Source organism: Maribacter aestuarii, from assembly GCF_027474845.2.
GTDB classification, from domain to species: Bacteria; Bacteroidota; Bacteroidia; order Flavobacteriales; family Flavobacteriaceae; genus Maribacter; species Maribacter aestuarii.
Genome location: NZ_CP107031.2, coordinates 1500257 through 1516939 on the forward strand (window position 1 = coordinate 1500257; position 16683 = coordinate 1516939).

A 16683-nucleotide genomic window follows, 5' to 3' on the forward strand; every position below is an offset into this window, starting at 1 on the left:
TCTACTATTGGAAAGTAGGGATTTTTACGCCGGCCTATCTAATGGATGCCAAAGGAAAGTATAAAGGTTACCCGTTACGCACTTATGCCGGAGGAAGTTATATTGGGGGATATAGTGACCATTTTCCTGTGTACGTCTACCTTATCAAAGCAGCAAATTAAAAAATATCGCTGATAGATAATGGATAGCTTAATCCAATTCGGTTAATTGAATATTTCGCCATTTCACTTTTATTCCGCCGCCATCATGAATCTGCAGCAATATAGATCCTTCCCCTTTTCCGATTATGCTATCCGTAAGGGAAATCATCTCGGTTCCATTGAGCCATGAAATAATTTTGTCACGATCTACTTTTATTTTCATGGTGTTCCATTCGCCCATCTTTAGAACACCTTCTTTCTCTTCATCCGGTTTTATAAGCCATTTCCTACCGTAGGATTCATAGACCCCACCAGTATGATAGCCTGGAGGAGCAACTTCTATCTGCCAACCGTTTACTGTTGTGCCCTCTACAGTTGACCGAATGAATACTCCACTATTACCGTCCGCCTCCTGCTTAAACTCCAGCTCTAGAATAAAATTTTTATACGCTTCATTGGTTGCTAAATAGCCATATTGTGCATCTGGTCCACTTTCACAAACCAAAACACCGTCATCCACATACCACTTTTCGGTCCCATAAATAGTCCAGCCATCCAAGTTTTCTCCATTAAACAATGATACGGACTGAGCATTTGAGACACTCACGAATATCAAAATTATAAACGTTGCAACGTAATACATTTCTTTTTTCATAACCATTGATTCCACGGTATCCTGCTCAAGATGAGCACTAAACCAATACCATAAAAAATGGCGATGCTCTTGAACTTTTTATTGCCTTCCACAAACTTTTTGTGTCTAGACCAACCTACTGTAATAAATACGATGGCCAGAATATTTACGAATGGATGTTCGACGGCCAATAGACGACCAGCAGAGGTAAGACCACCCATGCCAAATTCTTGGAGGGCACTAAAGCCGCTTGGAGATATAAAGTAAAGTATAAGGCCAATCAGTAACTGAATATGACAAAGAATCAATGCAAAGAGGCTAAGTCTCAAATCCTTGCCCATATTAAAAATTCTCTTTCCCATTAGCCCCGTAATAGCGTTTGCAACTGCCAAAAATAAAACCGCAAGTGCTACATAGGCCATATAGGAATGTAAGACCTGTATCCATTGGTATCCTAGGCTTGCTTCTTCCATAAGTATCAAATTTAAGTTTTAAATGTACTCATTTTTAGGCATAAAAAAAGCCCCACTTTTCAGTGAGGCTTCTTATCCAAATGTAATAGATATTGTTTCTTAATTAAAAATATACCTAAGACCCAATTGTGCCTGCCACCTAGACGATTGCAATCCGAAATCGTCCAATTGCTCAATATTCGGCGTACCGTCAGCATTAACATCACCATCATTGATTGAGAATACGGGAGTTCCAGAAGTAGAAACAGTTTGCAAAGGACTAACATTGCCTGCAATAAACTTTCTTTTACCCCAATCCTTGTTCAATAAATTGGTGAAGTTGAAAATATCGGCTGAGATTTGGAATGTATGCTTCTTGTTTCCAATGTCAAAGGAGAAATCCTGAAGTAATTTTAAATCTACAACATGACTCCACGGTCCTCGTGTGGCATTTCTTTCGGCATAGCCACCTCTATTCTCCCTTAAATACTCCAAACTATTAATAAAGGTTTCCAAACGGGCATACTGCGCAGCTTGTTCAGCAGCATCGCCGGAGAAAACAATTTCAGAGGCACTAGCAGGAATATACATTAAAGCGTTATCCCTAGAATCATCGTTCAACAAATCACGCCCCTCTCTATAAGTAAAGCTATAAGGTCCGCTCTGGACTCCTTCGTAAAAGAGACCAAAAGTGGTTTTAACATTATCACTCCATGCCAATTCATAGGATACATTAGCTGATATTCTATTTCCTAAAGCGAAATCTGATCTGGATACAGGAATATTTGAGTTCTTACCATTTACAGTCTGGATATTTCTCCATTGCGAACTGTTCTGTGAAGAAGTACCGTCGAAAACTTTATTAGATTCTCCAAAACTATATGAAACCTGCCCTGAAAAACCATTCTGAAAAGGTTTTCTTAAACTGAAAGTAAGGTTGGTTGCATCTCCGCCTCCAGTATTTGATGCCAAGATGATTCTCTGATAGGTGTCATCTATTTCGTCTCCTCTATCATAGAAAGGTCTATTATCTGCTCCATCATAAAATCCAACTGGACCTCTTAAATTAAGATTTTCATAGTAGATGTCAGTTATAACATCAGTATAAAGGAAATCAACGGACCCTATCAAATTCCAAATAGGAAGCTTTTGATCAATGGCCACATTATATTTTACTACTTGCGGTAGTTTAAAATCTTCTGCGATTAAATCAATATTTCCGCCAACTCCACCTGTACCAGGAGCGGGATCTTCAAATTGACTGTTAACATCCGCAACAAAAGGCTGTCCAAATTCAAAATTGAATCCCCCTGTTACACCGTTATTATTGTATGTCCCACCAGGCCACACTAACGGAAGTCTAGAAGTAAATACACCGATACCACCACGTATTTGCGTGGTTCTATCGCCATTTACATCCCAATTGAATCCAAGCCTTGGAGCAAAGTGGGCAATTCCTTGAACACCTTGACCTACTTTAGCACCTTGTAAGTTTTTGCCTTGAGCTTCCAATAGAGGGATTGTTCTATTGTTAAAATCTTCATTTACGGTGCCGTCTTTCCAATAAGGAATATCGATACGTGCTCCTAAAGTTGCTTTGAAATTATCTGATAATTGAATATCGTCCTGAACGTAAAAACCAGCTTGGAAGGTTTTGAAATCAGCAGAGCCAGCAGACTCGTCACCTACAGTCCCATCTCCAACTAAAGAATAACCATGTTGGTATACATCTGCATCTTGTCCTGTAAGGAATTGGTTTAAACCTGATGAAATTAAGTCTCCTGCATCATTAAATTGATCCTCAAAAGTGTAATCTCCATAGTTGAAGGCAAAGAACAAGTTTTTAATGTTTGCGAATTCTAAATTAGCGCCCAAAGTGACCGTATGTTTTCCAGCGTAAATCTCAAAGTTATTGGTAATTGTTGTTAAATCTGTGTTCAACAAATTGGCCGTGGAAAATGGTTCTGAACCAAACTCTATATTTCCACCACCGTCTTGTATTCCTACGGTTGGGAATGGTGATCCTAATGGATCTCTATCGTCTCTAACAGAAGTATGGGTCAGAATCAAATTATTTGAATACTTATTCCCAAAAGTTGAGTTTAATTCCAAAGCTGTAGAATTGGTTGTTGTTAAAAATGATTCAGAACCATTTATAAACCCAATAAATCTATTACCGGAACTTCTAGCTTCTAAATTATCACCCTGCACATACCCGTGCCTTAAAGACAATTTATGATTTTCATTTATGTTCCAATCTAACTTAGCTGTTACCTTATTACTTTCCAAAGTTCTGGTATTAGCGTCAAATATTCCAGGGTTGTAACCATATGTAGATTGCAAAAAGTTACTTAGGCCATCAATATCAGCTTGTGAAGAACGCCCAGTATAATTGCTGAAATTAAAAGGTTGCGGCGTTTCATCATCTTGACGTTCGTAATTCAAGAAAAAGAACAATTTATCCTTCACCAAAGGACCACCTACCCTCAATCCATAAGTCAAAGCACTGAATTCATCAACTTTTTCCCTTTCTTCTCCATCACCAACCAATGAAGGCGGAGTTTTTCCCACTAAACTTTCATTTCTTACGAAACCATAAACTGATCCTTCCCAATCGTTGGTACCTGAACGCGTAATGGCGTTAATGGAACCTCCAGAGAAACCAGATTGTCTTACATCAAAGGGAGCTATATTCACTTGGAATGATGCAATTGCATCAACAGAAAAAGGATTAACTCCTGTTTGGCCGCCATTTGTTCCCGAACCCGCTAAACCAAATACGTCATTATTAGCAGCACCATCAATATAAACTGCATTATACCTGTTGTTCTGTCCTGCTAAAGAAATTGAAAATCCGTCATTCCCCTCAGTAATCTGAGCTTGTGGCGTAATACGTACAAAATCAGCTATTGACCTAGAAGCAGCTGGCAAGGTATTAATGTCTCTCTGGGAAACATTGGTTGAAGAACCTGTTCTATTAGAACTGAACCCATCATTTACCCCAGTCACCACAACTTCGTCTAAAGCGGTGGCCGATTCCGATAACGCTACATTGAACCTTTCCGTTTGACCTAAGTTCAAATACACATCTTCTCTTACGAAATCTGTAAATCCAACATAAGAAACTGAGATTTTATATGGTCCTCCAACCCGCATATTTGGAATTCTGAAAAAACCGTCATAATCTGTAATCGCACCGTATGTACTTCCAGAAGGAACGTGAACGGCAACTACATTGGCTCCTAAAAGTGGTTCTTCGGAAGCATCTGTTACTTTACCACCAATAGCTGATGTTGTAACACCTTGTGAGAATGCTGTCGCAACCAATAAGAAGGCTGCCATAGCTAAATAAATTTTTTTCATTTTCTAGTGTGTGTTAATTTTTAACTTGCTGCAAAAGTCCTGTATTTTAGAACTTCCAACGTTAAGAGAACGTTAAATTAGTCGGGGCAAATTTAATGAAAATGAATTAAATCGCTGCTGTGAATGAAGATGTTATGGGATTTTAAGGATTATTACAGAACCCTTGAACTATCTCTTAAAATATTGCAAAAGTCGCAGTGTAGAATTATCATGATCAGCAATTTCAGAACCCTCGATATCCTTGAGGATGGTTCCGGCCAATTGTTTTCCTAACTCAACTCCCCATTGATCAAAACTAAATATGTTCCAAATGACTCCTTGAACGAATATTTTATGCTCGTAAAGCGCTATTAAAGAACCCAGACTTTTAGGCGTAAGTTTGTCTATCAACAAAGTATTGGTTGGTTTGTTGCCGTCAAAAACTTTGAACGGCGCAAGGTTTTTAATTTCCCGATCCGAGCTCCCCTTTTCTTTTAATTCACTTTTTGCCTCTGCTAAAGTCTTACCGTTCATTAACGCTTCAGTTTGGGCAAAGAAATTGGCCATCAATTTGTTATGATGGTCCATATCGCCATGTAAAGGATGTTTAAAGCCGATAAAATCGGTCGGAATCAATTTTGTTCCTTGATGGATCAATTGGAAAAAAGCATGCTGTGAATTGGTGCCAGGTTCGCCCCAAATAATAGTCCCGGTCTCATAACCGACCTTTTCTCCGCTACGGTCTACGCTTTTACCGTTACTTTCCATAATTCCCTGTTGCAGATAAGCCGAAAACCTACTCAAATATTGGGTATATGGTATGATGGCTTCCGTTTCCGCACCATAAAAATTATTGTACCACACGCTGACCAGTGCCATGATTACAGGCATATTTTCAGAAAACGGGGCCTCCTTAAAATGAACGTCCATTTCATTAGCACCTTCCAACATACCATCAAAATTCTCAAAGCCAACCGCCAATGCGATGGACAGTCCAACGGCACTCCACAACGAGAACCTGCCACCAACCCAGTCCCACATCGGGAATACATTATCAGAAGTAATTCCGAAATCTGCGATGGCTTCCGTATTTGTTGATACTGCAGCAAAGTGCTTAGCGATATCTTCTTGGGAAGCATATTCTAGAAACCACTTCTTAATCGTAGTGGCGTTACTTAATGTTTCTTGTGTCGTAAAAGTTTTGGAAACGACCACGAACAAAGTTGTCTCCGGGTGGACCGTTTTTAAAACTTCCCTAACATGGTCCCCGTCCACATTGCTCACAAAATGTACGTTAAGGTGATTTTTATAATATTTAAGCGCCTCCGTTACCATGCCGGGACCTAAATCCGAACCGCCAATTCCTATATTTACGACATCCGTGAACGTTTTTCCTGTAAATCCTTTTTTTGAACCATCAATTATTGAATCTGTAAAACTTTTTATGCGTTCTTTAACGGCATAAACTTCAGGAACAACATTAGCGCCGTCGACAATGAGCGCATCGTTCTTTTTAGCTCTTAATGCCGTATGCAATACTGCTCTATTCTCGGTTTCATTAATAAGGTCTCCTTGAAAATATTTAGCAATGGCATCTTTGAGCGCTACCTCCTCGGCCAGTTGAACCAACAATTTCATTGTTTTGGTAGTAATTCTGTTTTTGGAAAAATCCAAAAGGAAATCCTTCCATTCCAAACTGAATTCTTGGGCTCTATTAGCGTCCGAAGCAAATAAATCCTTTAAATGAGAATTTTTGGTATCCGAAAAATGTTGTGTTAGGCTTGCCCACGACTTCGTGGTGGTTGGATTAATTTTGTGTAGTGGCATTTTGTTCATTGAGTGTTAACAAATCCTCTTCCTCGATAGGTTTTTCGGGATACTCTATGCAATCCAACTGATCCTTTTTTGGAGTAATATAAGCATAGTAGTCCGGCCTTAATTCTTCTGCTAAAGGTTCTGCCAAAGGTAGTTCTTCCCTTAACGGATCTACCTGCCTTCCATTTTTCCAAAAACGATAGCATACATGGGGACCACCTGTATTACCTGTCATCCCTATCCAACCAATTACATCCCCCTGCCTTACAAATTCGCCTCTTTTCACCTTTTGGTTCTTCATATGCAAGTATTGCGTGGAATAAGTGCCGTTATGTCTAATCTTTACATATTTACCGTTACCACCACGTCTTGTAGACTCTGTTACCGTACCATCTGCCGTAGCTAAAATAGGCGTGCCAATAGGTGCTGCATAGTCCGTACCCTTATGCGGACGCAGCTTGTAACCGTAGTAACGGATACGCCTTTTTAAATTATAGCGCGATGAAATTCTACTGAATTGTACGGGAGCCCTCAGGAAGGTTCTTCTCAAATTGTTTGCTTCCTCATCAAAATAATCTACAATATTCTTTAGAGAATCATTTTCGTAGGCAAAGGCGTAAATGGGGCGTCCGTTATGTTCAAAATAGGCCACCTCTATAGGTTCGGCACCAGCATAAATGGTATCGTTAATATATTTTTCCTTATAAATGACTTTGAACTTATCTCCTTTTTGAAGTCTGAAGAAATCAATGGTCCAAGCATAAATCTCTGATAGATTATTGGTTACGTTGTAATCTATTCCCTGATCTAAAATGGCTTCCGACAAAGAAGTCTCTATAACCCCAGCAGCCTCCCTCTCCACATATTTTACCTTTTTCTTACTTCTGTAAGCATTTACACTGTCCCTAAAGTCAACCACAGTATAATTTATCGGGTCATTTTCATAAATAAAGACCTGGGCCTGTTCCAAGGTATCTTTAGATTTTAAAATAAGATAAGGTTTACCTGCCCTTATTTTGCGAACATCAAAGGTATCCTTGAAGTTTTCCGATAGCTTAACGATTTTTGGATAGTCAACGTGGTTTTGAATCATTAACTCGCCAAAACTGTCACCCCGTTTTACAGTATCTGCCTTAACGTTAAAATCTTGAAGATTAAAGCCAAAATGGGTTACCACAGGTTCCTCGATAGGACTTATTTTTGGGGAGGTATGCTCTATTTCTTGATTTTTATCTTCCCCACAGGATACCATTAAGGTCAATGCCATTAATATTATGCCCCAATATTTTTGCATTCTCAATTACTTATTTTATTGGGGTTAAAGATATGGTCTACCCATTGTTTTCCCCAATCATTTAACTCTTGGTTTGTATATAGTTTAGGAAAAAATACAATTTTTTGAAAACTGGGCGGAAGATACTCCTTCCAGTTTGTGCCGCCAGTGGCCTTTAAATCCCCGGATTCCTTTCCGAGATAACGATGTGCGGAGCCCATGTGCATTAGCGGCCAGTTTACGTTTGCATTTAAATCCAGACTCTTTAACGAATTTACGAGCTCATTATTTTGCCTAAGTTCCGGTGGCAGATCTAAATATTTATGGTAAATCGTATTGTTCTTTACTTGCTTTGCGATTCTTATGAGTCTGGGAGTATACCGGTATTCAAATTGCTTTAAAGTCAATGTTTTTTCTCCGGTGGAACTATCCGTTGCTCCACTTTTCCAATAGATATTTTCGTAAAGTTCTTCAATAGTGTTCCTTGAGGAAAACTCCTCACGTTTGGACTGATGTACCAAATTTTCCATGGGTGTTGCGTAGAGCTCAATCATTCTAAACTGTGCAGATTGGAAACCACTTGCCGGAAGTAATGCCATGCGATATTGTAAGAACTGCTCCCGTTCCATTCCCTTTATCATGATTCCAAAAGAAGAAATCAAGGCAGAATAATAACTGTTGATACGCCTTACCTTTTCAATAAAAAAATCCAGCTTCTGAGATTTGTCGTCTACCAGTTGTTTTTGTTCATGTAGAATGAGCTTAAAATACAACTCCGTAATCTGATGGTACATGATGAAAATTTCCTCGTCTGGAAAATACGTCCGGGGTACTTGTAAACTTAGTAGTGTATCCAAATGGATGTAGTCCCAATAGGTAAGATAACGTTGGTAGAGTAACCCGTCTAGGTAAGCGTTGAGGTCTTGTCCTGAATCCTTATATTTTTCTTCAAGTTTAGAGATTTGAGATTGGATTCGCTCCTTGTCCTTCATTTCGTGTTAGTCCATTAATATCTTAAATTGATGTTTTAGACCATTGTACCCATCCAAATCGGCCTTGATGGAGCCAACTGCTAAATCGGCCTTTATCCGTATTGGAATTCTATTATCATCGTTAGATACCCAAAGCGACAAACTTTCTTGTTCTTTAAAGACCCTTCCGGATTGCACTAGTGGTCTAAACTTAAGACATTCCACTTTCCCATATTTGGTTCTCACGGTTTCCTTTCCCAAATACTTCAGCTTAAAAGTAAAAATACCGTCGTCGTCATAAAGCATTTTTAAATCTATGGCTTCGCCCTTTGTCAAATCCTCAGGCTCGTAATTATTTCTAAGAAAATAAAAAGCGGAAATTAAATCCTGGATACTGTCCTGAAGATCAAAATTAAGCTTTTTCTTGTTTTTCTTATCATTAAAAACGGCTTTGTCCTTCTCATGGTCAAAATTAATTTCAACGTCTTTGGTATATCCTCCTTCATTTATTTTTCTGATGAACCTATAGGGTTTACCATCCTCTTTATCAAAATAACTCTCATAGGTATCGTCCACCTTAAAAAACCAACTGGCGAATCCAGTAGTTTCTCCGTGCCCTACTACGTGGTAGACAGGTATATCATTAATCTTAGCATTCTTAACTTGCAAAGTGGCATAACTGGCATTCAATGGTCCGTAATGCATCCTAAACTTCAACCACTCTCCAGGTTCAAAAGCCGACCTACTATTTTGTGCGTAAGCGCTAAATAAGAAAGAAAGAAATATTATAATTAAGGCAAATCTCTTCATACTCTCAATCCTTTAAAGTAAAGTTACTAACTGGAATCCTAAAACTCCGTTTACTTACATTTACTTAAACAAATTTTATTCCAAAGTATTGTACAAAAAAAAGCCCAGTTTAAAAACTGGGCTTTTCCTAAATAACCAACCAAACTTTAAATTATGAAAAACCAATACTTAAAGTTGCAAGGGAACCACCCCTTGCTGCTGTAAATTTAAAACAAGATTCTTGTTGCCTGGTAGGTTTTAACTTACTTTAACGCTTACCTTAACACTAATTCACACTTCTTTGAATTAATTGGGATTTCGTTAAGAACGATTCGAAAGAAACACTTAATGTTTTACTGCGTAAAGGGTACTTTCCCCTTTAGAACCAATAGCCTACACTAAAAAATATATTCGTATTATTTCCTTCTGGAGACCAGGAATATATAACCTGTAATGGTCCTAAAAAGGACTCCCAACCATATCCTACTCCGTACCCAGAAAAATTAGGCGTTGTGAACCACTCGCCAATCCTGAAAATATCATCATCAACGTTAGCGAAGTTGGCGGCCAACAAAAAGTGATTCTTTTTAGCGAATTCAAAATCCAATCGTGCATAGGCCTTTACGAAACTATTCCCAGGAAGACTTAAAAAGTCATAACCGTAAAAAGGTATGAAATTATTTATAAGGTTGGTGCCAAAACCTCCTAGAACAAAGTCAAAGGAAGTTACGTCCGAAGTTCCTAATTTAAATCCCCCTTCCGTCTCTATGTTTAAGGAAAGGTTTTTCATCAAAGGAAACGCCGCTCCCATACGTGCTTTTGATATTGAAAAGTCTTTGAAGTTTTCATTGAAATCGGATGATAGCAAGTAATAATGGAAATCCCCGTCAAAAAACAGTCCTCTTGTCGGAAAATATTTATCATCGTAGGTATCCAATTTTAAATTGCCAAAAACACTGAAAAAATTACTCTTCTCAAAAATTGTTCTTTCGTCAGTGGTAGTTATTGCTGGGCCTTCCGTGGGACCGGAAATACCCCCAAGAGTTCTTGTCGTATATTTTAAAAATTTATGTTCCGCACCAATGGTAAATGCGAATTCTTCCCTAATAACTGTTTGCAAATAGACCTGATTCGTAAAATCCGTAACATCCAGATTGATAGTATTTACATTCAACCCAGGAGGCACTTCAAAATTAGAGCTGATGATACTAAAATCTATTTCTTCCTCAAAATCATTGAATCGGGAATTTATACCAAAGCTCCAATAGGTGCCTTTGTCTACATAATACTCAAAGTTATACCGTACATTATCCCCAAGAATTAGGTCAAAAGAAGCCACATCATCATTGGAGAGTATCTTTTTCTTGGTAAAATTAATAATAGCGGCGCTTTTATAAAGATCGTCATAATGCGCCCCTAATCGCAACAAGGAAGTATTTGCAGTTTCGTCCAGACGCAAAATCAAATCTTCCCCTAAACCATTGGAAACCAGTTTATACCTGTTCGTATTAAAATTACCTGTTGCGGACAAGTTGCCAATGCCTTGTTGTAGTTTTTTGAACGTAATCGGCTCACCAAGTTTAAACCTAAGCTTACCTTTTACATAACCTCGTGTGTGTTCATTGTTGCCTTCAATTACAAGTCTGTTTATAATTATGGAATCTCCTTGTCCAATGGAAGGCAAGCGTTTCCAATTTTTTGAATATTCTGATGAGACCTCTTTAAGGTCTTGGAACTTTTCCATTGCGGCCAATTCCCCGCTTTTAATTATTTCGTTTGCTTTATCAAATTCGATTACAGAGAAGTTCTCGATCTTAGGTTGAATGTATATATCCGTCTTTTGGGATTTCTCAATCATATCCTCAACGGTCCTGTAATTATTAATCTGTAGAAGTATTTCGGTCGCGGAGAGCAGTGCCTCACGGTTAGAAAGCCCATGCTGTACATCCACGCCAATTACGATATCCGCTCCCAATTCAATAACCTTATCTATTGGGTAATTATTTACAACCCCACCATCTATCAATATTTTATCATCAATACTGGAAGGCTCAAATAAAGAAGGCAAAGTTCCACTCGCCATTATGGCTTCAGGCAAATACCCTGAATTTAAAACCACCTCTTTTCCAGTTTCAATATTGGTTGCAATGCAAACAAAGGGAATTGGAAGTTTGGAAAAATCATCTACATCCTTCACGTGGTATAATAACCGCACAAGTTCGTTGTAAATATTCTGTCCTCCGGAATAGGCAGGTGGCACCGTTACTTTGAAATTATTGAAGGGAAGGGTTAGGGCATACCTTTCAGAATCTTCCTTTTCATAAAATGTTTTGGCATTTCTAGGTAGGTTATCCTGAATTAAAGCACCAAAATCGGTTGCCCGGAACATGGAATCTAATTCCTTTGCGGAATACCCGGATGCATATAGAGCCCCAATAATCGCCCCCATACTTGTACCTCCTATATAATCTATCTTTACCCCCGCTTCCTCTATGACCTTTAGCGCTCCAATATGGGCAAGTCCCTTGGCTCCTCCGCCACTAAGAACCAATCCAATTTTTTTGTCTTTTTGTTCCAATTTTACTTGACCGTAAGAAGACGTACACAAAAGCAAAGCAGCACTGGCAAGAAGCAGTATCCTAAAAAATAAAGTATGCTTATGTTTAGTGGAATGATTCATATATCTTCTTTGCTTTGGACAATCCAATAATTTCCGAAAGACCCTCCAAATTAGCTTCCTTAATCCTTTTAACCGATTTAAAATGTTTTAATAATTCTTGGGCTGTTTTCTCACCTATGCCTTCAATGCTCTCAAGTTCGGAATTTATAGCGGCCTTGCTTCTTTTGTTCCTATGAAAGGTGATTCCAAATCTATGGGCTTCATTTCTTAGTTGCTGAATAATTTTTAGACTTTCCGATTTCTTATCCAAATAAAGGGGTATCGGATCTTCTGGGAAATAAATTTCCTCCAACCTTTTTGCAATCCCGACGATTGCAATTTTTCCTCTTAAACCTAAAACATCCAAACTCTTCAGCGCTGATGACAATTGCCCTTTTCCACCATCAATCACAATAAGTTGTGGCAGGGATTCGCCCTCTTCCATAAGACGTTTATACCTTCTATAAACAACCTCCTCCATTGAGGCAAAATCGTCGGGACCTACGACCGTTTTTATATTATAATGCCTATATTCTTTTTTTGAAGGTTTCCCATCCCTGAATACAACACATGCCGCAACCGGGTTACTTCCTTGTATGTTGCTATTGTCAAAACATTCTATATGCCTAGGTTCCGAAGAAAGTCTTAAGTCCTTTTTCATTTGGGCCATAACCCGGTTGGTATGGCGATCAGGGTCAATAATCTTAATTTGGTTAAATCGTTCCTGTCTATAGTATTTGGCATTTCGCTCAGAAAGTTCTAAGATACGCTTCTTGTCTCCTAATTTGGGAATAGTGGCCTTAAGTTCAGAATCTACCACTACCTTAAAAGGAAGATATATTTCCTTGGATTCCGACTTAAAACGGTTACGTATCTCAACAATTGCCAACTGTAACAATTCCTTATCTCCCTCATCCAATTTCTTTTTGATTTCCATTGTATGGGAACGTACGATAGAACCGTGGGACAACTGCAAAAAATTTACGTAAGCGAAAGCATTGTCAGAAATAATAGAAAAAACATCTACATTACTTATTTTGGGATTAACTATAGTAGACTTGGCTTGATAGTTTTCCAATACGGTAATTTTATCTTTGATCCGCTGTGCTTCCTCAAACTGCATGTTGTCAGATAGTGTTTTCATCTGACCCTTGAAATAATGAATGGAAGATTTGAAATTACCTTTTAGTATCTCTTTTATGTCCGAGATTTGTCTTTCATATTCTTCCAACGTTTGTAAACCCTCACAGGGACCTTTACAATTCCCAAGATGATACTCTAAACATACTTTGTACTTACCATCGTTTATTTTGGATTCTGAAAGGTCGTAATTGCATGTCCGCAAAGGATAAACACTCTTTACTAAATCAAGGATAGTCCTTACGGTTTTCATACTCGTGTAGGGTCCGTAATAGGTTGATCCGTCCTTAATTTTCCTTCTGGTTGGGAAAAGTCTTGGGAAACGTTCATTTTTAAGACATATCCAGGGGTACGACTTATCGTCCTTAAGTAGTACATTATACCTTGGCCGGTATTCCTTAATTAAATTATTCTCCAATAATAGTGCATCGGACTCAGTAGGCACCACGATATGTTTAATTCTGTGGATTTTTTTACCATAACCCTCGTTTTTCCATACTCGTGATTTTTGGTAAAGTAAGAAGTCACCCTCTTTTTTAAGATTTTTGGCCTTTCCTACATATAAAATAGTGTCATCCGCATCGTAAAACTGATATACCCCGGCCTGGTTTGGCAAAGAACTTAATTGTACTTGTATTGGGATTTGGGACATACGGAAAGTCTAGAACAATTTAAATTTAAGATGAAATTACTTCGTTTTAATAAGAAGAATAAGCATTTTTTAAATTTTTAACGGTTATATAAACCAGGTCTAAATGATAAAACTGTTTGTCGAAATTGCTAGTTTCTCAATATCTAAAGCTCCTAATTATTAAAAAATGTTTAAAACACCATAAAATTCAATAATCCGTAATTTTCCTATCAGATATTAAAAATCTCCTAACTCTTATTAAGTGTTTGAAAATCAATTATTTATTTGATTAAAATGAAAAATGAAAATCATACATAAGTTAATTTTTTCAAAAAAACGTGCCTTTTATCGATAAAAAGATACCTTTCAAAGAAATTCAATAGTTTTTTTACTTATTTTTAACCACAACAAAACGAATTCTTATGGAAAGCTACGTTATAACCCTCGGCACATATTTAATTTTGATGTTATTTTTCAAAGTTTTCGTTGCTGTTTCTACAAAAGAGTAATTCTTTCCTTTAATTTTTAAATGCTACTTCCCTATTATGTTGAAGAAGGATTTAAGAATTAAGTATACAAATCTTAGAAATCTTCTCAATGCTGCCAGCGTAGAATCTCAAAGTATATCAATCGCTAACGCACTCCTAAGTCTTCCTATTTGGGACAAAGAATTTTATCATATTTTTTTGCCCATACACAGTAAAAAAGAAATAGATACTTTGACCATATTGTCAATACTACAGGGAAAGGATAAAAATGTCATAGTTCCAAAAGTAAATTCCGATTTTACCATGATTTCCTACCTTTTAACTGATAGTACCAGATTTGAGATTAGTGCTTTAGGTGTTCCGGAACCAATTAATGGCATTAAAGTAGACCCAAAAGAAATTGACGTGGTTTTTTTACCATTGTTGGCCTTCGATAGAAACGGGAACAGAGTAGGCTATGGAAAAGGGTATTATGATCGATTTTTGATGGATTGCAGAGATGACGTACTAAAAATTGGGCTTTCTATTTTTGAGGCTGAGGAAGTAATTTCAGATACGAATAAAGATGATGTTCGTATGGACTACTGCGTTACCCCGGATAAAGTTTACTCATTTGTTGCATCTTGAATTGTGTCCTTTTCTATCTCTGACTCAGGTTCCTCTTCTTTTTTGAACGCTTTTTTGTTGAACACCAGAAGAATACCTACACCTGTACTGATTGCCGTATCGGCAATATTGAAGACTGGCTCAAAAAAACGAAAATTCCCGCCTCCAAAATAAGGCACCCAGCTTGGCCATGTTGTATCCACCAGGGGAAAGTATAACATGTCCACCACCTTTCCATAAAATAATTCACCGTAGGGTTCATCAGAAAAAATGGTAGCAACCTCATTATAACTATCATTGAATATAAGACCGTAAAAGACCGAATCTAATATATTACCTAACGCTCCCGCAAAAATTAAGGATACTGCAACAATCAAAGTCTTGGAACCATTCTTTCGTATGACATCAAAAAGCCAATACCCAATACCACATATTGCAAACAATCTAAATATCGTTAAGATAAGTTTTCCAACGGCATCCGATACGGGAAGTATATCGCTCAGTTTAGCACCCCAGGCAGCACCCTCGTTCTCAATAAAAAGAATTTTGAACCAGCTAAAAACATCCACAGATTCCCCTAGGACAAAATGCGTCTTAATATAAATTTTACTCCATTGGTCAATGACTAAAATCAAAAAAATAAGTGCGAGGGACTTCTTAATGTTCATGGGAATTTATCAAAGCGCAAAAATAGAAATATTATTCGGTTTTCTGTAGAGCGATATTTCCCGTAACCGTACTCAGCATATATTGAGCCCTGCCATTAGGTATTGGGTTTGTACTTACTTTTCCATATTTGCTGTTTGCTATAATAGTCGCCTTTTCTAAAGTAGCAGAAATATCCCCACTTTGAGTTTGGACGGTAACATTCTCTAAGACGTCGAACAACCTGCATTCACCATCGGCCAAACTGATGTTTAAATTTTTGAATTTTCCTTTAGCAATTACCCTGGTATAGGTACCGTAAAGAACTACATCTTTCCAAATTGGAACAATAATATTCAAGGAAATAGAAATCACTTTATGCGCGCTCAACTTATCGTTTGGATGCTTAAAGTTTGCTTGAAACCCGGCACTGACCAGTACCGTATTACCATTTTCGGAGACTATTAAATCTAGGTCCTTACTATACTCTCCATCAATTTGTGCCTCTACGATTATATCATTTTCGTTATGGGTGCTTAAAGTTATAAGGTAACAGTTTTCACCGTCGATTCTTATGCTACTAATTTTATCGTCTAGAACAGATTTCTTGATTGATTTTTGCGCAAACCCCGACCAAGAAAGAAGTAGTATGTTCAAAAAAAGTAATACTCTCAAGATTACTTATTAAAAAACGCCCCTAAGGGCGTTTTGGATTATGACTGCATATTTTTTGCCTCTATACTTAACGTGGCGTGTGGCACAAGTTTTAGACGCTCCTTGTTTATGAGCTTACCCGTAACCCTGCAAATGCCGTAAGTTTTATTCTCTATACGCAACAAGGCGTTCTTCAAATCCCTAATGAATTTCTCCTGCCGTATTGCCAATTGCGTATTCGCTTCCTTACTCATTGTCTCGGAACCTTCTTCAAAAGCCTTAAAGGTTGGCGAAGTATCGTCCGTACCATTATTACCATCGTTCATGTAGGCGCTTTTAAGCAACTCCAAATGACTTTTTGCCTTTCCTATTTTTTCCTCAATAAGAGATTTGAACTCTGCCAAATCTTTATCGGAATATCTAACTTTTAAATCTTCTGCCATT

At 37.8% G+C, this 16683-nt stretch carries 14 protein-coding genes; 2 read left to right on the forward strand and 12 right to left on the reverse strand.

Annotated features, from left to right (window positions below):
* The first annotated feature begins 41 nt into the window (after positions 1-41).
* On the forward strand, positions 42-161 hold the full coding sequence (locus N8A89_RS17690) for an endonuclease/exonuclease/phosphatase family protein (protein ID WP_347343959.1): 120 nt from the start codon (positions 42-44) through the stop codon (positions 159-161).
* A gap of 28 nt (positions 162-189) precedes the next feature.
* Here N8A89_RS17690 and N8A89_RS06840 read toward each other — a convergent pair whose 3' ends face one another.
* The 9 genes from N8A89_RS06840 to uvrC form a co-directional block, all read right to left on the reverse strand.
* Positions 190-795, reverse strand: coding sequence for a 3-keto-disaccharide hydrolase (locus N8A89_RS06840; RefSeq protein ID WP_281541587.1), 606 nt, complete (start codon positions 793-795; stop codon positions 190-192).
* Positions 792-1247: a hypothetical protein gene (locus tag N8A89_RS06845; protein ID WP_281541588.1), complete on the reverse strand. Its 456-nt coding sequence runs from the start codon at positions 1245-1247 to the stop codon at positions 792-794. The genes N8A89_RS06840 and N8A89_RS06845 overlap by 4 nt, the downstream gene beginning before the upstream one ends.
* Before the next feature lie 99 nt (positions 1248-1346).
* A complete protein-coding gene (locus N8A89_RS06850; RefSeq protein ID WP_281541589.1) occupies positions 1347-4589 on the reverse strand; it encodes a TonB-dependent receptor in 3243 nt (1080 codons plus the stop codon).
* Between the two features lie 168 nt (positions 4590-4757).
* A complete protein-coding gene (gene pgi, locus N8A89_RS06855; RefSeq protein WP_281541590.1) occupies positions 4758-6395 on the reverse strand; it encodes a glucose-6-phosphate isomerase in 1638 nt (545 codons plus the stop codon).
* A complete protein-coding gene (locus N8A89_RS06860) occupies positions 6376-7677 on the reverse strand; it encodes a peptidoglycan DD-metalloendopeptidase family protein (RefSeq protein ID WP_281541591.1) in 1302 nt (433 codons plus the stop codon). Before N8A89_RS06860 ends, pgi begins: the two co-directional genes overlap by 20 nt.
* A gap of 2 nt (positions 7678-7679) precedes the next feature.
* Positions 7680-8648, reverse strand: a complete 969-nt coding sequence (locus N8A89_RS06865; protein ID WP_281541592.1) for a tryptophan 2,3-dioxygenase family protein — start codon at positions 8646-8648, stop codon at positions 7680-7682.
* A gap of 6 nt (positions 8649-8654) precedes the next feature.
* Positions 8655-9437: a DUF3108 domain-containing protein gene (locus tag N8A89_RS06870; RefSeq protein WP_281541593.1), complete on the reverse strand. Its 783-nt coding sequence runs from the start codon at positions 9435-9437 to the stop codon at positions 8655-8657.
* Between the two features lie 358 nt (positions 9438-9795).
* Positions 9796-12096, reverse strand: coding sequence for a patatin-like phospholipase family protein (locus N8A89_RS06875; protein ID WP_281541594.1), 2301 nt, complete (start codon positions 12094-12096; stop codon positions 9796-9798).
* Entirely contained in the window at positions 12080-13867 is a 1788-nt protein-coding gene (gene uvrC, locus N8A89_RS06880) for an excinuclease ABC subunit UvrC (protein WP_289645161.1), read from the reverse strand. Before uvrC ends, N8A89_RS06875 begins: the two co-directional genes overlap by 17 nt.
* A 524-nt stretch (positions 13868-14391) precedes the next feature.
* Between uvrC and N8A89_RS06885 the strand changes: the two genes are divergently transcribed.
* Positions 14392-14961, forward strand: a complete 570-nt coding sequence (locus N8A89_RS06885; RefSeq protein WP_281541595.1) for a 5-formyltetrahydrofolate cyclo-ligase — start codon at positions 14392-14394, stop codon at positions 14959-14961.
* Here N8A89_RS06885 and N8A89_RS06890 read toward each other — a convergent pair.
* From N8A89_RS06890 to N8A89_RS06900, 3 genes are read right to left on the reverse strand one after another with little or no spacing between them, the layout of a single operon-like run.
* A complete protein-coding gene (locus N8A89_RS06890) occupies positions 14940-15608 on the reverse strand; it encodes a lipoprotein signal peptidase (protein WP_281541596.1) in 669 nt (222 codons plus the stop codon). The two genes, N8A89_RS06885 and N8A89_RS06890, sit on opposite strands and share 22 nt — an antisense overlap.
* A gap of 31 nt (positions 15609-15639) precedes the next feature.
* The gene (locus tag N8A89_RS06895) at positions 15640-16260 is read right to left on the reverse strand and encodes a DUF4097 family beta strand repeat-containing protein (RefSeq protein ID WP_281541597.1); all 621 of its coding nucleotides are present in this window, start codon (positions 16258-16260) and stop codon (positions 15640-15642) included.
* A gap of 38 nt (positions 16261-16298) precedes the next feature.
* Complete coding sequence (locus tag N8A89_RS06900; protein WP_281541598.1) at positions 16299-16682, reverse strand: TraR/DksA family transcriptional regulator; 384 nt, start codon at positions 16680-16682, stop codon at positions 16299-16301.
* Position 16683 lies beyond the last annotated feature (1 nt).